Origin of the sequence: Acinetobacter sp. WC-141 (genome assembly GCF_000313935.1) — a bacterium.
GTDB lineage: Bacteria > Pseudomonadota > Gammaproteobacteria > Pseudomonadales > Moraxellaceae > Acinetobacter.
In genome coordinates this window covers 1-23,099 of record NZ_AMSS01000065.1, presented here as the reverse complement: position 1 = coordinate 23,099, position 23,099 = coordinate 1, and the positions used below count along the sequence as shown (strand labels likewise).

Sequence of the window (23,099 nt, the reverse complement as noted above, 5' to 3'; positions counted from 1 at the left end):
TGATCACCCCAAAACCAAACAGGTTCTTGGCAAAACCAGTGCCCAGATTTGATAGGCCATCTGTTGAAGCCTCTGCACCACCACTTAAGGTCAGTGAGTTGCTATAGCCGTATCTAATCGCACCTGAAGCAAAAGTCGCGTCATCATAATCGTTTGAGTACAGCCCATAGTTATAACGGGGAACCCCAACGTCTACTGAAAACTCATTAATGCCTTTGGCTAAAATCTTAGATGAAAAATAGTAAGCCTGTTTGGTCACACTCTGCTGTCCCGTTGCATCGGTGGTCACAAGTGTGACTTCATTGCCTGAAATAAAAGGTAACTGCTTAATATCAAACGGGCCTGATGGCACAAGCCCTGAATAAATCTTTTGCTGGTTAACGTATAAATCCAGAGTTGAAGGGAGTGCAGCCGAGCCGGAAAATTGTGGTAATGCCGAGGTGACAATATCGCCTCGTTGAGTGTAAGCACTCGACCACTGGAAACCTGCCAGACGCACACTACTACCCCAATCAGAACTATTGGAAATAAAATCCCCTAAGGTATAGATCCTGATCTTTTCAGGGTCTACATACTGCCATTTACTTTCTAAGCGCACCCACTTTTCATGGCTATAACTATTTTCATTACTGCCGTTATATAGAACCCCGGAAGAGAAGTTACCGATTGCGCTATTAAAGATCCCCTCTGCCGAGCCCGAGAAAACATTCTCGTCATTGGTCAGGGTGTTATACAGGCTGTAATTCAAAATGGCAGCGTTTAAGGGTTTCATTTTGAGTAAATGAGGGCTGGTGAGCTGCTGACCATTTAAGTCAACCGAATAATCCGTCAACATGTTCGAAGGAACTTGTAAGTTTAGAGACTGTTCCTTCTCAATATATTTAAACTGAATTCCTTTGAGCTCGTTAATGCACACCCATTGGCTATCAGCCATATGCTCATCCATTTTCACCCTTAAAGCTTTTAAATCATTAGAGCGGATATATAGTTTTCCATCCTTAGATTGCTTTACAGCAACCAAGTCTTCCGACTTATTTTTATTAATAGAGACATTCAAAAATAATTGATTAAAATTAAGCTCTTGCTCCTGTTCATTTGTCTTCACCTGTGCAGATTTATTAATGCTATCTATAGATTTAGGAACACTAGGAACTGCTGTTTTCGTATTATCTTGTAGTTGCTCAGCAAAAGAATACGCGGGAAGATATGCGACACATAAGACACCTATAATGTATTTCATATAAGCCTCTTAAAGTGTGGTTTTCTTACCATTAACTGTCAGAGATACACTGTATTTATGATTTGGCTGATATGTAAAATTATTAATTGAATAGCTTCGTGCCTGCTCCGCAAGAATATAACCATTTACAGTATTTACTTTAATGGGATAACTTTTATTGGCTGTTATATCAACAAGCGTTAAATCATTTAAAAGTGCGTGCCGGTTTCCAATATTGCTAATATTTAAAGAAGGTGCTTCCTGATTAGGATCAATTTTCCAATTCAATTTAGTCATCGCATCTTTATTTACTACAAATACAGGTAATGATGAGCGCAGTAATACATTTATTCCTTGAGCTGCTTTACGGCTATCTACAGGCTTTGGTAATTCATCAATAATAATACGATATGTTTTTTCACCAGAAACAGGTGCTGGGTTAATTCTAACTACACGCAAGTTATAAGAATCATTGGGGGGTAGTTTTAAAAATGGTGGACTAATCGCAATTTCATCTGTAGGTATTAATTGGTCCTGTCCATTCTTCTGAGTCCATTCAAATACACGAATCTGCAAATCTGTACTTTCATTCGATTGATTAAATAAACTAATTGAAGAAGCATTTTGATTACTCAACATCTCCACATTCACTGGTGAAAGTCGAATCGTGGCTGCACTAAGAGTGCTAGATAAAGATAAGAATAAACTTGTAAGAATAAAAATATTTCTTTTCATGACTTGCTCAAATATAACTTTTTAAAGTATTAGCCCTTTTAAAGGGCTAACAGTATTTCTAATTTATAAAAATTAATAAGTTACCGTTATTGTCACTGTGTCTAAATAGCTACCAGCACTGGGTAAAGTCGTTCCAGCAGGAATACGGCCATACACGTTAACAGTTTGAACATTACCTGTCCCTGTCCCACTATAGGCAGTTGTTGCAATGCCGATTGCTGTTGCACGGCCTGTGTCAGAGAAAAGGTTGTAAGGAATGTATTCTGTAGTGGTTGCTCCGCCAATCATACGGCGCTGTGTTGATAAAACATTCTGACCCCCATCAAATGATAAGGTCCATGGCACAGTGTTGTTACATAAAACCCTGATGGGAGTACCGCCCGTGGTCGTGGTATCTGCATCTACATTACTCGCAAGAGAACTTAACGTACCAAAGTCCAAGACCGCATTTGAAGTTGTACCGGTAGCTGATGTATTTAGAACACAGCTATTTGTTACTGTTGCTCTAACAGTCAATGTTCCAGTTGCTGTGGCTGCATTTGCCGTATTGAGAGAAAATATTCCTACAGCAATTGCTGATAAATAATAAAAAGTCTTTTTCATGGTCTAAACCTTTTTACATTAAATTGTTGAAATTAATAGTTGTAAAAAAATTAACCCTTACTCTTACAATCATTTTTAATTTGACTGCTCTTTTAAAGCTTATATTTTTTACCCTATTTTTTCATAATACATAAAAAATATTAAAATGTATGACAGTATTTTTATTTTGAGTTCCAATTAATAAAATACAATTACCCAAATTAAACCTTATTAACACACGATTAACATTTAAAATAATTAAGATTTTGATTTAATTTACTTTATTAAAAACACTATAAAATTTATTGAAAAAAATTTAAGCAAATATGTCAATATTTTTTGCTAAGTTGCAGATAATTAAATGCTAATTATGAACTTAGTTACTTTAATTTTTTATATTATTATTGCCACTATTTTTTATTTATATATATTTTAAAGATTAATTTTTAACCAAATTTTCAATATTACAAGTAAATTAAAAAGTAAAATGATGTGTAGTAGAGAAATTGATAAACCACTATAAGAATAATTTTATTGTTTTGAGATTATATAAATGTATAAAAATAAAGGCCTCTTACGAGACCTTTATTTTGTGGTTTTTTAAATCTAATTAAACACTCAGCATACTATTTAAAGTTTCAGAGACATTTTTCGATTTCACTTTAGGCTGCAATGCTTGTAAAGCTTGTTGAACTTCGGTTCGCTGTGGCTCTGCAAGCGTATACCAACGTGACAATACCTGTAATAGACGCGAACCTAAAATTGGGTTCTTTTCATCTAGATATTGTGCAAGGTTAATAAAGTGAGCTACACCAAAGCCCCACGTATTTTCAGGATTATTTGACAAGCCACCACTTACCGCACGAATACGGTTCGGCGTTGTTAAATCGTAGTCAGGATGTTGAGTCAGATACTCAATTGTTTCTGTTGTCGCATTTGGGTTTGCTGCCTGAATCATGAACCACTGATCTAAAGATAAAGCTTCATCTTTAAAACGGTCATAAAAATCAGCAAGCGCATCTTGAGCTTGAGGTGCATTTTGCCAAACCAATACGCGCAGCGCACCTAAGCGTTCAGACATATTACCTGTATTTTGATATTGCACATGTGCGAGTTCAAATGCAGTTTGATCACCCTGACGAGCCATCATCATGAGCATGATGTTCTTTAATGCCCGGACGCCCATTGCCAAAGAAAATTCTTTTTGCAGCTCTGGGTCAAGTGTAAGGTAAGTATCTTTCCAGAATGAGCCCAAGTCTTGAGCTAAACGATTAAGTAAGGCTTCACGTTTTACATGAATATCGGATGGTGCATAATCCTGATCGATACGACTACCTAAATAACCTTCGCTTGGTACATCAAACAAACGCGATGCCAAAAGCGGGTCTCGTCCAACCAACTCTGGTAAAGTGCTTTGAATTGCTTGAATGTAGGCATCTGCAGAATGGTCTTCTAGCAAAATACGCTCAAGCAAGGTTTGAGTTGCTTGCCACTGGTTAAAACCATTTGTTTCGTGCTGAATTAAAAATGCTAATTCTGCATCAGTATAATCAAACACAAGATTTACAGGAGCCGAGAAATTACGGAGTAGCGACACAACGGGTTGCTCAGTCACGCCTGTAAATTCAATGGTTGCCTCATCTTGGTCAAATAAGTACACGCCATCTTTAACATCATTTACAAATAGGCTGTCACTGTGCAAAGTATATTGCTCACCTGTTTTAGCATTAAATAGTGCTAACGCCACAGGAATTGGAACAGCTTTTAAATTTGGATATTTAGGATGTGCTTTTAGGCTTTGTTTAAAGCTTAAACAATAAGTTTGTGCTGCTGCATCATACTCACCTTTTGCCTCGAGCTTTGGTGTACCCGGTTGGTTATACCACGTTAAGAATGCAGATAAATCGACACCTGAACCCGCAGTTAACGCAGCAACCCAATCTTCTACAGTCACTGCTTGGCCATCATGACGGCGGAAATATTCATCGGTTCCTTGACGGTATTTTTCTTTACCTAACAAGGTCGACATCATGCGGTTAATTTCCGCACCTTTTTCATAGACTGTAGCAGTATAGAAATTATTAATTTCTACAAAGTGATCTGGACGTGGCGGATGCGACAATGGACCTGCATCTTCAGGGAACTGATGTGATTTAAGTACAGCCACATCATCAATACGTTGAACCGCAGCAGATTGTAAATCTTCAGAGAAAGACTGATCACGGAATACGGTTAAACCTTCTTTTAAGCAGAGCTGGAACCAGTCACGGCAAGTAATACGGTTCCCTGTCCAGTTATGGAAATATTCATGCGCAATCACAGACTGTACACGCATAATCGCTGCGTCAGTCGTGTATTCTTCATCGGCAAGTACGCATGAGGTATTAAAGATGTTTAAACCTTTATTTTCCATGGCACCCATGTTGAACTGGCTCACTGCAACAATCATATAGTTGTCGAGATCATAGGCGCGGCCATAGTGTTCTTCATCCCAACGCATAGAATGCTTTAATGCTTCCATTGCGATATGGCATTTTGGAATGTCTTTCTCAATGGCGTAAATTTCTAAAGCAACATCACGCCCTTCAGAAGTCGTATAACGATCTTTAAGAACTGCTAAATCACCAATAACACAAGCGAACAAATAGCTTGGCTTTTTAGTCGGGTCTTGCCAGATCGCAAAGTGGCGGTTTTCACCAACTTCACCTGTTTCTAGCAAGTTACCATTGGCAAGTAACACTGGATATTTTTTATCTGCTTCTACACGTGTAGTAAAGACAGAAAGTACGTCAGGACGGTCTGGATAGAACGTAATTTTGCGGAAACCTTCAGGTTCGTTTTGGGTTACAAACAACTCATCTGCTTTATATAAGCCTTCTAGTTGAGTATTGGTTTCAGGATGAATAATCACTTGAGTTTGTAAAATGACTTCATCTGGTGCATCAGTGATCACCAGTTGCTCACTATCGAGTGAATATTGTGCAGGAGTAAGAACTTGACCATTGAGCTGAATAGATTGCAACTCAAGATCACGACCCAATAACACCAGATCTCCAGCAGTTTGGCGCTTCATCACCAATGTTGAATCAACAATTGTTTTGTCGTCATAGACTTGAATATCAAGATTAATGGATTCAACCAAGAACGCAGGTTTTTGATAATCTTTTAAATAAACTGTTTGATCTGCCTGAACTGGAGGCTGCGCCGCAATATTCATCTTTATTCCTTATATATTCGTATGAAACGGTAGTACGAGTTGTTATGAACATGATCATACTCAATCATACATACTGTATTCGCTTACCTTTATGAAATTAATGGGACTTCATTTATACATTTCAAATTAGAATCTTGTTTTATTAGCATAGATTAGACCAAATTTACGATAACCGTTGTTTATATAAGCAATCTATACAATAAAAATAAAACACCTTTAGCTTTTAACATTATTTAGAGACAGCTTACATTTTGGGCATGGTTCTTGCCTAATTAAATATACCAATATGGTTATCTAAATTAGAACAAGAGGTGTCAGCATGGAATTTAAAGCACATTTTCATCGACTAGAGAACATCAAAGCAATTCATGATCTATCAGCAGCAGGACTTGACCACCATGTGATTGCTGTATTCTTGTCTGCTGAAGGTATTTCAATTACTGATCAGGAGGTTACTTCTATTGTTAATACTTACGATGCATTAGGTAAAGTGAAATTACCAAGTAAAAAAGTACAAGCACTTATTAATGCCAAAAAGCTTGGCCAGAATGATGAGAGCTTGCCGTGCCCTGTTTAATTCGACTTTTTAGCCCACTATGAAAACCTAAAATCGAAACATAGATTTTAGGTTTTTTCTATTTTAGCAACAAACGAAATTGGCAATTTCCGCTATCTATAGCGCGCCTGTGTATAATAGCCCCATCATTTTTATTTTATGTTCGGAGCAAAATGGCCTTACAAATTCTACAGAAACAGCTAGATGAAAGTAGCCATTGTCCTCTCTGCCAAGCCTCAATGTATTGGGTAGATGCCGAGCAATTTGAACAAGACATTCAATTTCATGAATGCAGTCATTGCCAGCACCGTATATTTAAAGATCAAAGAATGACTTGCCACTGTGAAACATGCACGAAACAGCGGAAAAAACTTTTACAGCAAACACGACTACAAGAACAACGCCAATTTAAGTCAAAAGAGCAACCACAACGCAGTCTGGAACAGCTTAGCTTCTTACATAAACTTTTCTTGCTAAGCGTTTTAGATGAATATGCCCGCGAAGAAATTACTCATGATGAATATATTCATTGGGACAAAATTAAATACCATCACATCACTCCCAACTGGATGTTTCAGAGTTATTTAATTAAACAATTGCATAAAGATGGCATTCTCAATACCAATGATCAAACTGATGATCCACAATGTTTTTACTTAAATATTCGTTTAGATGGCTACAGTGATCCAAGTTTATTTAGTGTGGCTCAGCAACTGCGTAATTGGTTTTATGAAAATTTAAGTTTCGGCATACCTTTTCGTAGTGCAGACGAAGTTAAAGACGTACTTTTTCAGGTGCTTTATCAAGAAATTATCCAGTTTATGCAATTCTACTGCCGAACTTGGGGCATCCAAATTGCCGGAAATTCAAACTTTCAAAGCTTTTGCTATCGTTTAATGGATTCACTCGCCATTGGGCAAATTTATTATCTGGTACAAACTGCACTCGAATATCTCTATAAACAAAAAGTTTTACAGCCTCGTAATGATAAGTTTATTAATACCAATCTATTAAAGAAAACTTTAGAACAATATCGTGAAAGAGCCTTGGCTGAAAAGTGGGAAACCTCTATGCTCCCCCGTCCTCACAATATTCCCTATAGTAAAATGAGTTATATTTTGCTTAATCGTTTCTTAGGCTATGACGAACAGATCTTTGTGCAACCTGTATGGAAAGCATGGCGAAAAATTGAACCACGTTTAAACTTTTATTCTGTCAAACGTTGTATGTATTGTGGCTCAAATGATTTAAGCGTTGACTACGATGCAGTAGATTATGTTTCTTTGATTTGCCAAAAATGTAAGCATCAAGATCATTATTTTACCCATTAAATCTGTCATCTTTGGCTTCATAAGGATAATAATATGACATCAACATCTACTTTGATTGAACAAGTAATCGAAGCTTGGCACACCATGCAAGCCAAAACGCCTCTTGTACAATGTATTACCAATAGCGTTGCGGCTAACTATACAGCCAATGTATTACTCGCTTCTGGTGCTTCGCCTGCGATGATTGATAACCCTTATGAAGCAGAAAGCTTTACCAAAATCTCATCTGCCTTGAGTATTAATTTAGGGACACCCACTTCTGAGCAAATGCAAGCCATGCAAATCTCAGCTAAAACAGCTCAGCTTAATAACATTCCATGGGTGCTTGATCCGGTTGGCTATGGACCAATTTTAGCTTGGCGCAGTCAAATGACCGATGAACTTTTAAAGTTTAAGCCCAGCGTTATTCGTGGTAATGCGTCAGAAATCAGTACGCTTGCAGGCAATCAAGTTCAATCTAAAGGTGTAGATAGTACGCTAAGTAGTGATGATGCCTATCGACAGGCTTACGCGCTATTAGTACATACAGACTGTATCGCCATTTCAGGTGAATCAGATTACATTTTATCTCAAGAACTGGATGTCGTTATCCAAGTAAACGGTGGAAGCCCCTTACAACCTAAAATTACGGCAACGGGCTGTGCTTTGGGTGCGCTAATCGCGGCATATAGTTCGGTAACAACGCCAACCATTGCAGCGCTTTCAGCTCACGTGCATTTTGCCATCGCAGGTAAGCTTGCTGCCAATCAGGCACAAACTATGGGGAGTTTTAGTAACATCTTTATGGACTATATCCATATGTTAGATGCTAACCTGATTGAGCAATATGCAAATATCAAACTGTTAGGTTTAAAGGCATAACCGCAAGTTATGCCTTTATCACACTACACTCACTTTAAAAGTAAGTAGATATCTGTAATAAGATCACACTCTTTCACTTCGTGCACAAAGTTGTGATAGTGAAAGAAAACCGGATAATCCCCTGCTTCTTCTGGTTGCTCAGGTAACCAGTTTCTAAAGATGTAATAGACGCTATCTTTAATCTGGTCATGGCTGCCAAAATGTCTTACGGTTGCATAACGCCCCGCAGGAATTTCACCTGTCTGTACACCGTAACTATTTTCAGGTACAGCTTTTTCAATTGAACCTGCAATATCAAACCGAAACTCGTCAGGTGGTGTCTGATAGGGGTCAGCAAACGGAATACCATAAGTTTTAGACTTGGTCACAGTTGATAAACCTGTTTCTTTACGCCAGGCAATAAACTGCGCAGCTGTTTCCAAGATTTTATCAGAACTTCCTAAATGCGATAGATAGGCAATCTTTTCAGCAGGTCGCTCAACAATATTTACATTCATTTTTAGCTCACTTTTCGGAATCGTAAAAACAAACTTCTGGTGCCAAGATTCCCAGTCCGGTTTATCTCTAAAAGCCCGAGGAGTTTGATCAAATGAACGCTTAAATGCACGAGTAAATGCCTCTGGACTATCAAACCCGGCTTGTAATGCAATATCAATAATCTTGAGATCGGGTTCAAAAGCCAGTTGAAAAGAGGCTCGTTTTAATCGAGAAAGTTGAATAAATTTCATCACATTTAGGCCAATATGAATGGCAAAAATACGATGAAAATGAAACTTAGATAAGGCCACAATCTGGCTCAATCGATCAACATCTAAATCTTCATCTAAATGTCTTTGAATATAATCGCAAACCAGTTGCAGCTTTTGTGTATATACAGCCATACATTTATGTCTGTTCATTCGATAGCACTACTTTTACATAGTGCTGATCTCTATTCTTGATCGAAATTGCGCTTTTTAGACCTATATAACTTGCTTAAAATAATCGTCTCTTGGCATGTCGATCAGCTCAACACACAATTGAATTTCTTTATTAAACTCTTGTGGTAGGTATTTTTTATTGCTGAGCGCCGTTAAGAGCTGATCACCCATTAGCTGTTTTTGTTCAGCAGTTCTTCCAGACAAAATATAGGCTTTTACATGAATATAGGCTTGATCAACGCCTAAGCCAATCAGAAAAACATCATCTTTACGCGCACGGCTTTTGATGTCTTCCGGGCTAAACAACTCTGTTTCAATGAGTGTGGTATTAATTTCTTCAAGTAATTGTTTTGCGTTTAATCCAGTTAAGTTTTCTGAATAATCAACTATCACGTGCGGCATAGCCACCTCAATTTATATAATAAGTCATTAAGCTAATTAAACTTTACTCAATAAATAATAAAGCTAATCGAACCTGATCATATCCCATTCGAGGACTGGTTGCTTCAACGATTGGTCTTAGTTTGATCGAACCATCATCAGAAAAATGATCTGGATTTTGACGTTTTTTCAGCTTCTTATAAATTTTACGAATTTCTTCGACAACTTCTTCACCTGGGTGGGCAACCGAAATATCCAGCTTTTGTTCTTTATGAAGTCGAGCCAAATGATTAATGATCGTTGCTGGTGTGAGACCACGTTCATGCGCGATGTCTTCAATTTCGTAGCCTTCTTCAAACAACGCACGTGTCTCGTCTAGCGTTGCCGTAGCGTAATTTTGCTTTCCACCTTTTGCGAGCTTCTTCTCATTACGAGAAATCTCAGTTTCATTTAAGGTGCCGCCACAGTGACGAATAAAGGCTTTATGCTGAGCAGTTAAATCTACATCTGCAAAGTTGTCTTCAGCTTCTTTAGAAAGTTCTTGGAAACGACGATCAGCTTTTACAGCTAAACTATCTAACTCTAAAGCTTGCTCGTTAATCCCTAGTAACTTTAGACCAGTTAAAGATTTTAAGCGTGACAATGCCACATAACCTTGACCTTTTTCAAAGGTATTCGTGAGGTTAATTTCGGCAGCTTCTAAAGTCATGCCTTGGCTTTTATGAATGGTAATTGCCCACGCCAAACGAAGCGGAATTTGTTGAAAACTTGCAATCACTTTGCCTGCTTCGTTTTCAACTGACCATGTTTCAGGAGCAACCAGCAAAGTGGTGCCATCAGTTAGTTTTACCTTTGGCAGCAAACCATTTTCATCATCTTCTTCAAAGCCAATGACTTCACCTAAACTTCCGTTGATATATCCCATATCAAAGTTGTTTTTAACAAACATGACTTTCGCATGCTTTTTCAGTGTGAGTTCTTCTGGAGCACGAACTGAAGATTTCAAAGTTTCTAGTAATTTTTCATTACCATCTAAAACTGCATTAAATTGATGCCCTTCATTATCAATTTCATTTAAGTGCTGATAATTGATATTGTCGACATCCATATTGTGCGTATAAAGACGAGTAAAGGTCTCACCAATATCATGCGAGCGTGATTGACGTAATGCGTGTAAATGATCTGATTGAATATTCTGCGCACGAATGGCATTTAAAATCTGATTTAGAATTTCATCATCTTGACGGTGTTGTTCTGTTAAATAACATACGCGAAATTTGGCTTCGACCCATGCATCAGACATAAAACAGAACTTGTCACGGTTGGCTTCACTATTACGCCCAACAGGTGGCAACTGAAAGAAATCTCCAGCCACAATGACTTGAATACCGCCAAAAGCTTCATCACTTTCTTTAAAATATTTTAAAACCTGATTGACCAGATTAAGCTGCTTCGCATGCAACATCGAGATTTCATCGATGACGAGAACTTGCGCATTTTCAAGATGTTCCTTGAGATATTTACGCTCTTTCATACGTTTTAGGTCATCGTCAGTTAACTGATCTTTAATGCCGATGCCTGCCCATGTATGAATAGTCATACCATTCATATGTGTTGCAGCAATACCTGTAGATGCCGTAATAGCCACAGGCACTTTACGTGCTTTTAGGTATTGGATGTACTGATTAAGTGTATAGGTTTTCCCTGCACCAGCCGAACCGGTTAAAAAGACATTTTCACCTGCTTTAAGCAGTTTAAGCGCAGTTTCCTGTTTCATAATCTCATAAGTACATCTTCAACAGCCCATAGCTTAACGACTTTCCCGAAAAAATTAAATGAATGCGCCAGAATTTCTGTAAAATCATTATAAATCAATAACTAAAAACAAAATAATATTTGGTAGGTTTTTGGTAGGTAGGAAAATAATCTTCACATCACAATACTAAGGCCATGGTGAGGCTCACCTGTAATAACAAACAATGGATTTATGGAAGAAGGAATCACTCCATGGCTTTTAAAAATATTGCAGATCAAACAAACGGTTTTTATATTCCTTGTGTATCACTCTTTGGACCAGGATGCGCCAAAGAAATTGGTACAAAGGCACAAAATTTAGGTGCAAAAAAAGCATTAATTGTGACCGATGAAGGCTTATTTAAATTCGGTGTCGCAGATCTTATTGCGAACTATTTAACAGAAGCAGGCGTTGCGAGCCATATTTTTCCGGGTGCTGAACCTAACCCAACTGATATTAATGTCCATAATGGCGTAAATGCCTATAACGAAAATGGCTGTGACTTTATTGTCTCTCTAGGTGGCGGTTCATCTCATGACTGTGCAAAAGGGATTGGTTTAGTCACTGCTGGTGGTGGTCATATTCGTGACTATGAAGGTATTGATAAAAGTAAAGTGCCAATGACACCGCTCATTGCAGTGAACACAACAGCCGGTACTGCATCTGAAATGACCCGTTTCTGTATTATTACCAATACAGACACTCACGTAAAAATGGCGATTGTTGACTGGCGTTGTACCCCTCTTATTGCCATTGATGACCCGAAACTCATGATTGCAAAACCAGCTGGTTTAACAGCGGCAACAGGTATGGACGCGTTAACTCATGCGGTTGAAGCATATGTGTCTACCGCGGCAAATCCAATTACCGATGCGTGTGCAGAAAAAGCAATCACCATGATTAGTCAGTGGTTACAACCTGCTGTCGCAAATGGTGAAAACATCGAAGCGCGTGATGCGATGAGCTATGCACAATACTTGGCTGGCATGGCATTTAACAACGCATCTTTAGGTTATGTTCACGCAATGGCGCACCAGTTGGGCGGTTTCTATAACCTTCCTCACGGCGTATGTAATGCAATCTTGTTACCTCATGTATGCGAATTTAACTTAATTGCTTGCCCAGATCGCTACGCAAAAATCGCGGAGTTAATGGGTGTAAGAACTCACGGGTTAACAGTGATGGAAGCTGCCTATGCTGCTATTGATGCCATTCGTAAACTGTCTTCATCAATTGGTATTCCATCTGGTTTAACCGAGCTTGGTGTAAAAACTGAAGACCTAGCTGTCATGGCCGATAACGCTCAAAAAGATGCGTGTATGCTCACCAACCCTCGTAAAGCAAATCATGCACAAGTTGTGGAGATTTTTAAAGCAGCACTTTAATACTGATGTAATGGCATATCCCTCTAGTAAGTCAAATCCCTCCGACCGTTGACTTACTTTTTTGGGGAATACTTAGCTCCAGCGGTATTCCCTTTTTTTAGAACCTATATTCCAACCCTCTCTAAACCTGATTGACAATTCGCCCATTTCATTGAAGGATACTCTGCATGTCTTAATTACAATAGCTCGATAAAAATGAATACATCTTCAGCTAATCAAACTTATGTTCCAGATATTTTAGGTACTGGCTACGAACAGCTCACACTCAACTTTCCTGATGATTATGAAGGTAAAGTGGTAGCCACCTTAGTGCGTAAAAAAGCTGCTCAATCTACTCAAAAAGCTGTGCTTTATATTCATGGCTTTTTAGATTATTTTTTTCAAACTGAAATGGCTGAACAATTCAACGCGCATGGTTATGACTTCTATGCCTTGGATTTAAGAAAATACGGCCGTTCAAAGCTACCCCATCAAATTTTCTATAATGTGCTTGATTTAAATGAATACGATGCCGAAATTACTCAAGCATTAGAGATTATTGCCAAAGAACAGCACACCCAAGTTTTACTTGCAGGGCATTCGACTGGCGGTTTGACGGCAACGCTTTATGCTGCCCATAACCCAAACCATCCTCTGATTAAAGCACTTTGGGCAAACAGCCCATTTTACGATTTTAATTTGAGCTTAGTCGAGAAGAAATTTGGTATTCCAGTGCTCAGCCGAGTAGGAAAATATCTGCCAAAAGTTAAATTCCCAAGCCAACTGAACAAATGGTACACCGCGAGCCTTCACAAACAGCTTAAGGGCGAATGGGACTTTAATCTGGACTGGAAACCTACCTCTGCCCCTACAGTTCAACTCAGCTTTCTACATGCAATTCATACAGCACAAAAAGAAATACATCGCGGTGTTAAACTCAATGTTCCCGCCCTGATTATGCATTCTCATCAGACTAAAAACCCTAAAAAATGGGGAGCAGATGCGACTCAAAGCGATGTAATTTTAGACGTTAAAGACATTGCGAAATTTGGTAAAAAAATCAAAGGCGATGTCTCTGTTGTCTCTATTCACAATGGGTTGCATGATTTAGTCCTTTCAGCCCAGCCAGTACGAGAACAAGTCTATCAACAATTATTTCAGTGGCTGGATCAAAAAATCACTTAACTGAGCTTAGGTGAATCAAGATATTTCACCAGTAGTTGATGCGCAGGATGGTCGCTCGGTACTAACTCCATAAGACGCTCTACCGCATCAATTGCTTCAGGGAAATGAGCCAAATGCTTAAGTAATAAATCCGTTTCTTGTGTTTTAAAAATTGCATCACTTAAACGTGATTCGAGGCAGTCACGCCATGCGCATAAAAATGGGCTTTCCGTTTTTGCCAGAAATACGCCTGTGTAAAGCTGCAAAGCCGAGGCTGCATATCCGGCATCAAGTGCTTGTTCAGCTTGTAAAAAATCAGCTTCAACATGCACCAGCAAACGATATGGACGTGAACCAAGTAAACCACCCAAAATATCCCGAAGTTGAGACATTTCAGCTTTAAGCGTACCCATACTGACTTTACGTTCGCCATAGAGCGCCTGATAAAGATGCTCTAAAGTTAAGCCATGTGGACATAAAGCCAATATAGTTAAAATTTCAATTTGACGCGGTGTTAATAACAAGCTTTTGCCATTAAATTTAACTTGTGGCGTCGAAAAAGCACGAATATGTAATTGCTGGCGCTGCTGCTCTAACAAAGCAGACTGAATAATGGATGCACAACGTTCGGCAGCTAATATTCCTAAACTATTATGGTTCTTCCAAGTGGTTGATAAGTCAACAACGCCAAGAGTTTGTTTTGAGTATGGATCGATAATCGGCGCGGCATAACACACCCACTCATGAATCGATTCCATATAATGTTCATTTGAAAAAACACAGCTTGATTGTTGAGTTTTTAAAGATAAAGCCAAGGCATTGGTACCCACAAATTCTTCACGCCATTGACCACCCTGCACAAAATGTACACGTTCGGCAGCACTTTGCATTTGAGCACTGGATGCGGTCCAGATAATCGTACTGCCAATATCACCAACAGCAATTACCATTGAAGATTGCTCTGCAATATGACGTAAGTCGTCGGCACACTGGCTGAGCGCCAGATCTAAAGCATTTTGTGAAGCAGATTTTTTGTCGACTAAGGGGGCAGCAAAACGCTCTTTAGGAATCGCAGCAGAGGCTGATCGTTCCCATGAACTTGCAATACTTTGACCCAGTTTGGCAGCATTTTGAGGAGAGAGACTATTTTGCGTACGCAGTTGATCAATCAACGTCCGTTGCTGCAATAAATCCTTTTTTGTGAACATTTGTAAATTCCTTATATATCCACATTTCTATTCCAACCTTTCTCCAACCTTCTTCTTTATATCCTAATTATACAAAGTACGAAAGTACCTACTGACAGGGTTCTTGTTAGTCTTTAGTCCTAAAAAGCAAAGGAATATTTATATGCGCTATATCGATCCAAATCAACCAGACTCAAAAGTACAATTCAAATCACAATATGAAAATTTTATTGGCGGTGAATGGGTAGCACCTGTAAAAGGTGCATATTTTGACAATGTATCTCCTGTTGACGGAAAAGCTTTTACACGTATTCCACGCTCTAGTGCCGAAGATATCGAACTCGCTCTAGATGCAGCACACAAAGCAAAAGCAACATGGAATAAAGCCTCACCAACGGTACGCTCAAATATACTTTTAAAAATTGCTGATCGTTTAGAAGCAAATCTTGAAATGCTTGCTGTTGCAGAAACTTGGGATAACGGTAAAGCAGTCCGTGAAACTTTAGCAGCTGACCTTCCACTTGCGATTGACCATTTCCGTTATTTCGCAGGATGTATTCGTGCTCAAGAAGGTGGTATCTCTGAAATTGATGAAGATACCATTGCGTATCATTTCCACGAACCACTCGGTGTAGTTGGTCAAATCATTCCATGGAACTTCCCAATTTTAATGGCAGCATGGAAACTGGCACCTGCTTTAGCTGCTGGTAACTGTGTTGTGATTAAACCAGCTGAACAAACGCCAGTGGGTATTTTGCTGGTTGCTGAGCTCATCCAAGATATTTTACCGCCGGGTGTACTTAATATTGTCAATGGTTTCGGTTCAGAAGTCGGCCGTCCGTTAGCGACAAACCCACGTATTGCAAAAATCGCGTTCACAGGTTCAACTCAAACTGGACAAATGGTGATGCAATATGCGACTGAAAATATTATTCCAGTTACCTTAGAACTTGGCGGTAAGTCACCGAACCTTTTCTTTGAAGACATCATGGATAAAGAAGATGACTTCTTAGAAAAAACGCTTGAAGGTTTTGCCATGTTTGCCTTAAACCAAGGTGAAGTATGTACTTGCCCTTCTCGTGCTTTAGTACAAGAAAGCATTGCTGATCAGTTCTTAGAGATGGCAGTCGAGCGCGTAAAACGTATTAAGACTGGTCATCCACTCGATACTGAAACGATGATTGGTGCTCAAGCATCTCTACAACAACAAGAGAAAATCTTACGTTGTATTAACACAGGTCGTGAAGAAGGTGCAGAACTCTTACTTGGTGGTAACGGCCGTAAAGAAGTAGGCGATGGTTACTATGTTGATCCGACTATTTTTAAAGGTCACAACAGCATGCAAGTTTTCCAAGAAGAAATTTTTGGACCTGTACTTGCTGTAACAACGTTCAAAGACTTTGACGATGCAATTAAAATTGCCAATGACACCATGTATGGTTTAGGTGCAGGTGTATGGTCACGTTCAGCCCATATTTCTTACCGTGCCGGTCGCGCTATTGAAGCAGGTCGTGTCTGGACAAACTGCTATAACATCTACCCTGCACATGCTGCATTTGGGGGTTATAAGAAGTCTGGTATTGGCCGCGAAAACCATAAGATGATGCTAGATCATTATCAACAAACTAAAAACTTGTTGGTGAGTTATTCAACTAAACCAATGGGCTTCTTCTAAGTTTTGCACCAAGTTGATACCAAACTATCAACACTTGAAAGAAGTAAGATGACTAATCACATAAGAAGCCAGTAATTTACATTGCTGGCTTCTTTGTTTGGTGCAGATAAACTTGAATTTTTATCATTTAGAATAAAAAAGCTCCATCTACTCTCTAAAGTGCTTCATTTAGGCATTGCTTTTGCATTGATTCATACAAACCCACTCGCAGGAGTATTGTATGAATCAACCAGAAACAGCTTCCGTCATTTCTTCAGGCACAGAAGTCTCATCAGCAGAATATTTTGCTCAACGTCAACTTAAACAAGGTACTGTGGGTTGGTTACTCCTGATCGGTTTAGGCGTAGCTTATGTGATATCCGGCGACTTTGCGGGTTGGAACTTTGGTATTGCTCAAGGTGGTTGGGGCGGCATGTTTATTGCTACAGCACTCGCTGCCTTGATGTACCTATGCCTATGTCTTTCTATGTCAGAAATGTCCACCATGATGCCGACAGCAGGTGGCGGTTATAGTTTTGCACGTGCTGCCTTTGGCCCTTTTGGTGGCTATTTAACAGGGACAGCTATTTTAATTGAATACGCGATTGCCCCTGCGGCGATTGCCGTATTTATTGGTGGTTATTGCGAATCTTTATTTGGTATTAATGGCTGGATGATTTATCTCACCTGCTACGCCATTTTTATGGGCATACATCTTAAAGGTGCCGGAGAAGCCTTAAAAATTATGTTCGCAATTACACTTATCGCAGCTGTTGCTCTGGTTGTGTTTATTGTGGCAATGATTCCACATTTTAATGCACAAAATTTGTTAGATATTCCAGTCGGTACCGCAACTGGTGCAAGTCGTTTTCTACCTCATGGTTATTTAGGCATCTGGGCCGCTGTTCCTTTTGCAATCTGGTTTTTCCTTGCAGTTGAAGGTGTGCCTTTAGCAGCCGAAGAAGCCAAAGATCCAGCCAAATCACTTCCGCGCGGTTTAATCGGTGCAATGCTCATATTAACGGCGTTTGCTATGCTTATTTTATTCTTGGGTGCAGGCGCAGCAGGTGCGAGCACTTTACAAAACTCAGGCGCTCCCCTCGTCGATGCTCTGGTTAAAGTTTATGGCACCAACACTTGGCTTGCGACTTTTGTAAATTTTGTTGGTTTAGCAGGTTTAATCGCGAGTTTCTTTTCAATTATCTATGCCTATTCACGTCAAATCTTTGCACTCTCTCGTGCTGGTTACTTACCTACTTCACTCTCTTTAACCAATAAAAATAAAGCCCCTTATCTCGCAATTATTATTCCGGGCATTATTGGGTTCTTGCTCTCACTCACCAAAGAAGGCGATTCGCTGATTTTAATTGCCGTTTTTGGTGCAACCATTTCTTATGTGTTGATTCTCTTATCCCACATCAAACTCCGCCTATCTAAACCCGACATGCCTCGTCCTTATAGAACTCCTGGAGGTATCGTTACTTCAAGCATTGCATTGGTTTTAGCAGTGGCTGCTGTGATCGCAGGCTTTGTTGTTAATCCGAAAGTATGGTTCATTGCTGCCACTATTTACGTCGTGTTTATTGCTTACTTTTTATTCTACAGCCGCTATCATTTAGTTAAAGGTACGCCAGAAGAAGAGTTTGCAAATATTAAAGCCGCAGAACAAGAACTATAAACAAAAGGATGCAAATATGAGTTATCGCAATATTGTCGCCAATCAACAGTATCACTTTGCTGACTTGAAGACCTTGATGGCAAAAGCTACACCGCTACGTTCTGGCGATGAATTAGCAGGTGTAGCGGCCAGAGACGCAACCGAACATGTTGCGGCACAAATGACACTGGCCGATGTACCACTTAAAACCTTTTTGAACGAAGTTGTGGTCGATTACGAAACTGATGAAATTACACGACTGATTATTGATGAACATGATCTGGCTGCCTTTGCCCCTATTTCACACTTTACTGTAGGCGATTTTCGGAATTGGTTACTTGGAGAAGAAGCAACTGCACAAAGCTTAAAAGCATTAGCATCGGGTTTAACTCCAGAAATGGTGGCTGCTGTAAGCAAAATTATGCGCAATCAAGATTTGATTTATGTCGCCAGTAAATGTGAAGTAGTGACTCAGTTTCGCAACACGATTGGTTTAAAAGGTCATCTTTCTACCCGTTTACAACCGAACCACCCGACCGATGATGTACTTGGTATTTCCGCCAGTATTTTAGATGGTTTGATGTATGGCAATGGTGACGCTGTGATTGGAATTAATCCTGCGACAGATAACTTACATAATTTGTCAGAGCTACTAAAATTACTTGATCATGTCATTCAGGAATATCAAATTCCAACGCAATCTTGTGTACTCACCCATATCAGCTCAGGTATTCAACTCGCTGAAAAAAATGTGCCGATTGATTTAATGTTTCAATCGATTGCTGGTACACAACTGGCTAACGAAGGTTTTGGAATATCACTCGATTTATTACAAGAAGGATATGAAGCTACGCTCGCACTCCAGCGCGGAACCATTGGGCAAAACGTCATGTACTTCGAAACTGGACAAGGTAGTGCATTATCCAGCAATGCCCATCACGGCGTTGACCAGCAAACACTGGAAACTCGTGCCTATGCAGTGGCCCGAAAATATAATCCGCTTTTAGTGAATACTGTGGTCGGTTTTATTGGCCCAGAGTACCTTTTTAACGGCAAACAAATTATACGTGCGGGACTAGAAGACCATTTCTGTGGCAAGTTGCTTGGTGTACCGATGGGCTGCGACATTTGCTACACCAATCATGCCGATGCTGACCAAAATGATATGGATGTTCTGCTTACCCTATTTGGCGCCGCGGGCATTAACTTTATTATGGGAATTCCGGGCTCAGACGATGTCATGCTCAATTATCAAACGACCTCGTTCCATGATGCCCTCTATTTAAGACAACTCCTAGGTTTAAAACCCGCCCCAGAGTTTTCAGCTTGGCTTGAACAACAAGGTATTTTTAAACAGCAAAACTCTCAAATATGTTGGGCAGACCACATGCCTGACCAATTCTCTCGTCTGCTCATGAACTAGGGAGAACGCCATGAAACTGAATCCTGATATTCAATATCCATCTTCTACCCACCAAGACCAGTGGGAAAAACTTAAACAGTTTACTGATGCCCGTATTGCTCTGGGTCGTGCAGGTTGCAGTATCCCAACACGAGCCTTACTTGAGTTCCAGTTGTCTCACGCACAGGCAAAAGATGCGGTTTATCAAGATATGGATGTTTCCTATTTATCTGAGCAATTAGCGCAAAGACAGCTGCAAAGTCTTCATGTCCAAAGCAACGCCCCTAATAAGGAAATTTATCTTAAACGTCCTGATTTAGGACGTCAGCTTTCAACCCCATCAAAAGATGCGTTAATAAAGGAATATACAGAAAATCCGAAGCCATACGATGTTTGTGTTGTGGTCGGTGATGGACTCTCTGCAAGAGCGATTGAAGCGAATGCCATCCCATTCATTACCGCGCTAAGTGAACAAGTTCAGCAAGAAAACTGGTGTCTTGCACCAATTGCACTAGCAACAGGCAGTCGGGTTGCCTTAGGTGATGAAGTTGCTGAAATCTTTAAGGCATCCATGTTGGTTATGCTCATTGGAGAGCGCCCTGGTTTAAGTTCACCTGACAGTATGGGAATTTACTACACATGGAATGCCTATTCAGGCTGCCTCGATGCCAAACGTAATTGTATTTCTAATGTTCGCTCAGCAGGTCTTAGTATTCCGGTTGCGGTACAACGCTTAATGGCATTAATGAAAAAATCAAAACAGCTTGGGTTTTCAGGAGTTAATTTAAAAGATGAACACCAACTTTCAAACATAGATCATGAAGAAACTCAAAAGCTATTATTTTAAACAGTGCAATATGCAAAGACATTTATTCAAAAATAGATAATCTTTTGCATAACAACATCATCTTAACGAAAAATATCAATTTTCGAGTATTGGCGATTTATACAGATATTCTCTTCTTTATATTTATCGCTATACTCCACCTATTGATCTTCTATGAATCATTTGTATGAACACAACAAACGCCTTCCCAAAAACTATTTATGCCATTCAGCATCTCGCTTTCGAAGACTTAGGTTCATTAGAAGATGTCTTTTATCAACTCGGATTTCGCGTCCGTTATTTCGAGGCAGGTGTTGATGATTTAACCCCTGCTTTTGCACATGAAGGTTTAACCATTATTTTAGGTGGCCCAATCGGAGTTTATGAAACTGATGATTATCCATTCTTAAAAGATGAAATCGCTTTACTCAAACAACGCTTAGCAGCTGACAAACCTACACTTGGCATTTGCCTAGGTGCACAGCTTATTGCTCATGCACTTGGCGCTAAAGTATATGCTGGACATCAAAAAGAAATTGGCTGGGGACCACTGAGCTTAAGCCTTCGCGCTAATCAGGTTTTATCTGGTTTGCTTAATAATGTGCATGTTTTACATTGGCATGGTGACACTTTCGATCTTCCTGAAAATGCGGTGCTCTTAGCAAGCTCTGATATTTATACTAATCAAGCATTCGAAGTCGGCAATAATATTCTTGCTTTGCAGTTCCACATTGAAACCACTGAAGATCATTTTGAAAAATGGTTAATTGGTCATACGTGTGAACTTCGCCATGCCAACATTTCAATTTCAAAACTTCGCGAAGAAAATCAGCAATATGCTCATAGCCTCGAACACGCTGCTTTTGAAGTTATTCAAAAATTTCTTAAACGCATTGGATATAGTGATTAAATTATAAAAATATAATCTAATTAATTAGTCTATTAGATTATATATCACAAACTAAACGTTTATTTTTCAATCAAAGATAGATTAAAAATCTATCTTTAAGAACATTTATTCTTAAATTACGTGTATTATAAATTTATTCATTTTGTAACATAAAATAAACGCTGATTTACTATGGATATCCTGAAATTTATTAAAAGCTTTAATACAGTGAATACTTATTTATCACTAGCATCTATTCTTCTTATACTGGGCGAATTCAAACATGAGGTGCGACAGTTTCAAAAGCCATATGATAATCAACAAGCTGAGCAAATTTCTCTAATGGTGTAAGCCAATCTAACGCCTTTCTAGGACGAGTATTCAGTGACATGGCAACTTGATTTAAATAATGCTGATCTGCCTGATTTAAATCAATCCCTTTAGGTAAATATTGCCTAATTAAACCATTCATATTTTCGCATGTGCCTTTTTGCCAAGGTGAATGTGGGTCACAGAAATATACATCTATGCCTAAATCTTCTTCGAGTATTTTATGTTCTGACATCTCGCGTCCACGGTCATAGGTCAACGTTTTACGCAGTTCTGCAGGTAAATATTTCAGAGCTTCAGTTAAAGCCTTGCGCACTGATTCTGCCTTTGCATCAGGTAATGTTGCCAAGATACAGAGCCGTGTATTTCGTTCAATAAGTGTTGCTATCGAACTTTTATTGTCTTTACCTTTAATTAAATCAGCTTCCCAATGACCCGGTATTTTTCTTTCTTGAACTTCGGCTGGGCGCTCATGAATAGTTTTAATATCCTGTAATATAGAATCTTTTTTAGGTTCACCGTTAGCTTTTCGCTTTTTATTTTCATGACGCAGACAGGATAATAAGTCTTTTTTCAACTCACCCTTTGGTAATGCTCGTATCGTTGAATAAATCGTTGTATGGCTTACATTCATTGTTTGATCCAAATCAGGAAATGTCTTTAAACGCTTTGCTATTTGCTGAGGAGACCATAAACAACGGATCGCTTCAACAATAAATTTCCAGAGGATTGAATCGATTTTGAGTTTTCTGTGACCACGTCTACGTCTAGCGAAGGTGTTATCAGAAGCATATCGAGCTTGATAAACGTCATTGATGCTATTTCTTTTAAGCTCACGATAGATCGTACTAGGATGTCTTTTAATGAGTTCAGCAAATTTTCTGGCTGAAAAGCCTTCTTTTCTTGACTCAAGCATTAATGCAGTACGATCTTCAAAGTTAAGATGATGGTATGACAATTTTATATACTCCATAAACCCTTTAAATTAATTAGGTGGTTTATGTCGCACTTCAAGTTTTACTCTGCCAT

Annotated in this window: 19 protein-coding genes; 10 read left to right on the top strand and 9 right to left on the bottom strand. The window is 39.1% G+C overall.

Annotation, left to right across the window (positions count from 1 at the left end; translation table 11 throughout):
* The 4 genes from ACINWC141_RS13075 to pepN form a co-directional block, all read right to left on the bottom strand.
* Positions 1-1,240: fimbria/pilus outer membrane usher protein (locus ACINWC141_RS13075; protein ID WP_009391888.1), on the bottom strand; the 1,240-nt coding region annotated here is incomplete at its 3' end.
* A 9-nt stretch (positions 1,241-1,249) separates the two neighbouring features.
* Complete coding sequence (locus ACINWC141_RS13070) at positions 1,250-1,954, bottom strand: fimbrial biogenesis chaperone (RefSeq protein WP_009391890.1); 705 nt, start codon at positions 1,952-1,954, stop codon at positions 1,250-1,252.
* 72 nt (positions 1,955-2,026) lie between these two features.
* Positions 2,027-2,557 (bottom strand): Csu type fimbrial protein, encoded by a 531-nt coding sequence (locus ACINWC141_RS13065; RefSeq protein ID WP_009391903.1) that lies wholly within the window; start codon positions 2,555-2,557, stop codon positions 2,027-2,029.
* Positions 2,558-3,146: 589 nt separating this feature from the next.
* A complete protein-coding gene (pepN, locus tag ACINWC141_RS13060) occupies positions 3,147-5,753 on the bottom strand; it encodes an aminopeptidase N (RefSeq protein ID WP_009391891.1) in 2,607 nt (868 codons plus the stop codon).
* Between the two features lie 319 nt (positions 5,754-6,072).
* Between pepN and ACINWC141_RS13055 the strand changes: the two genes are divergently transcribed.
* The 3 genes from ACINWC141_RS13055 to thiM all read left to right on the top strand — a co-directional run bounded on the left by ACINWC141_RS13055 (position 6,073) and on the right by thiM (position 8,501).
* Positions 6,073-6,330 carry a hypothetical protein gene (locus ACINWC141_RS13055; protein ID WP_009391895.1) on the top strand — a complete coding sequence of 86 codons (258 nt, stop codon included), beginning with the start codon at positions 6,073-6,075 and terminating at the stop codon, positions 6,328-6,330.
* A 152-nt stretch (positions 6,331-6,482) separates the two neighbouring features.
* Positions 6,483-7,640 carry a hypothetical protein gene (locus tag ACINWC141_RS13050; protein ID WP_009391907.1) on the top strand — a complete coding sequence of 386 codons (1,158 nt, stop codon included), beginning with the start codon at positions 6,483-6,485 and terminating at the stop codon, positions 7,638-7,640.
* A 33-nt stretch (positions 7,641-7,673) separates the two neighbouring features.
* Complete coding sequence (gene thiM, locus ACINWC141_RS13045; RefSeq protein WP_009391906.1) at positions 7,674-8,501, top strand: hydroxyethylthiazole kinase; 828 nt, start codon at positions 7,674-7,676, stop codon at positions 8,499-8,501.
* A 29-nt stretch (positions 8,502-8,530) separates the two neighbouring features.
* On the opposite strand, the gene ACINWC141_RS13040 is transcribed toward thiM, so the two are convergent.
* From ACINWC141_RS13040 to ACINWC141_RS13030, 3 genes are all read right to left on the bottom strand, one after another.
* Positions 8,531-9,382 (bottom strand): AraC family transcriptional regulator, encoded by an 852-nt coding sequence (locus tag ACINWC141_RS13040; protein WP_009391897.1) that lies wholly within the window; start codon positions 9,380-9,382, stop codon positions 8,531-8,533.
* Between the two features lie 81 nt (positions 9,383-9,463).
* Positions 9,464-9,823 carry a 5-carboxymethyl-2-hydroxymuconate Delta-isomerase gene (locus ACINWC141_RS13035; protein ID WP_009391899.1) on the bottom strand — a complete coding sequence of 120 codons (360 nt, stop codon included), beginning with the start codon at positions 9,821-9,823 and terminating at the stop codon, positions 9,464-9,466.
* Between the two features lie 43 nt (positions 9,824-9,866).
* Positions 9,867-11,579 (bottom strand): DEAD/DEAH box helicase, encoded by a 1,713-nt coding sequence (locus ACINWC141_RS13030; RefSeq protein ID WP_005306567.1) that lies wholly within the window; start codon positions 11,577-11,579, stop codon positions 9,867-9,869.
* A gap of 230 nt (positions 11,580-11,809) precedes the next feature.
* On the opposite strand from ACINWC141_RS13030, the gene mdh reads away from it, so the two are divergent.
* Both mdh and ACINWC141_RS13020 read left to right on the top strand, forming a co-directional pair.
* A complete protein-coding gene (gene mdh, locus ACINWC141_RS13025; protein ID WP_004791599.1) occupies positions 11,810-12,982 on the top strand; it encodes an iron-dependent methanol dehydrogenase in 1,173 nt (390 codons plus the stop codon).
* A 195-nt stretch (positions 12,983-13,177) separates the two neighbouring features.
* The gene (locus ACINWC141_RS13020) at positions 13,178-14,146 is read left to right on the top strand and encodes an alpha/beta hydrolase (protein ID WP_009391901.1); all 969 of its coding nucleotides are present in this window, start codon (positions 13,178-13,180) and stop codon (positions 14,144-14,146) included.
* Here the strand turns inward: ACINWC141_RS13020 and ACINWC141_RS13015 are convergent.
* Positions 14,143-15,333 (bottom strand): helix-turn-helix domain-containing protein, encoded by a 1,191-nt coding sequence (locus ACINWC141_RS13015; protein ID WP_009391894.1) that lies wholly within the window; start codon positions 15,331-15,333, stop codon positions 14,143-14,145. The genes ACINWC141_RS13020 and ACINWC141_RS13015 overlap by 4 nt on opposite strands.
* Positions 15,334-15,475: 142 nt before the next feature.
* Here ACINWC141_RS13015 and exaC point away from each other — a divergent pair, with 142 nt between their 5' ends.
* From exaC to ACINWC141_RS12990, 5 genes are all read left to right on the top strand, one after another.
* Positions 15,476-16,987 (top strand): acetaldehyde dehydrogenase ExaC, encoded by a 1,512-nt coding sequence (gene exaC, locus ACINWC141_RS13010; protein ID WP_009391887.1) that lies wholly within the window; start codon positions 15,476-15,478, stop codon positions 16,985-16,987.
* Between the two features lie 220 nt (positions 16,988-17,207).
* Complete coding sequence (gene eat / locus ACINWC141_RS13005; RefSeq protein ID WP_009391889.1) at positions 17,208-18,644, top strand: ethanolamine permease; 1,437 nt, start codon at positions 17,208-17,210, stop codon at positions 18,642-18,644.
* A 16-nt stretch (positions 18,645-18,660) separates the two neighbouring features.
* Positions 18,661-20,046 (top strand): ethanolamine ammonia-lyase subunit EutB, encoded by a 1,386-nt coding sequence (locus ACINWC141_RS13000; RefSeq protein ID WP_009391909.1) that lies wholly within the window; start codon positions 18,661-18,663, stop codon positions 20,044-20,046.
* A gap of 10 nt (positions 20,047-20,056) precedes the next feature.
* Positions 20,057-20,872: an ethanolamine ammonia-lyase subunit EutC gene (eutC, locus tag ACINWC141_RS12995; RefSeq protein WP_009391892.1), complete on the top strand. Its 816-nt coding sequence runs from the start codon at positions 20,057-20,059 to the stop codon at positions 20,870-20,872.
* Between the two features lie 166 nt (positions 20,873-21,038).
* Positions 21,039-21,761 (top strand): glutamine amidotransferase, encoded by a 723-nt coding sequence (locus ACINWC141_RS12990; protein ID WP_009391905.1) that lies wholly within the window; start codon positions 21,039-21,041, stop codon positions 21,759-21,761.
* 256 nt (positions 21,762-22,017) lie between these two features.
* Here the strand turns inward: ACINWC141_RS12990 and ACINWC141_RS12985 are convergent, their stop codons facing one another.
* A complete protein-coding gene (locus ACINWC141_RS12985) occupies positions 22,018-23,043 on the bottom strand; it encodes an IS30-like element ISAba125 family transposase (protein WP_004994718.1) in 1,026 nt (341 codons plus the stop codon).
* Positions 23,044-23,099: the final 56 nt, after the last annotated feature.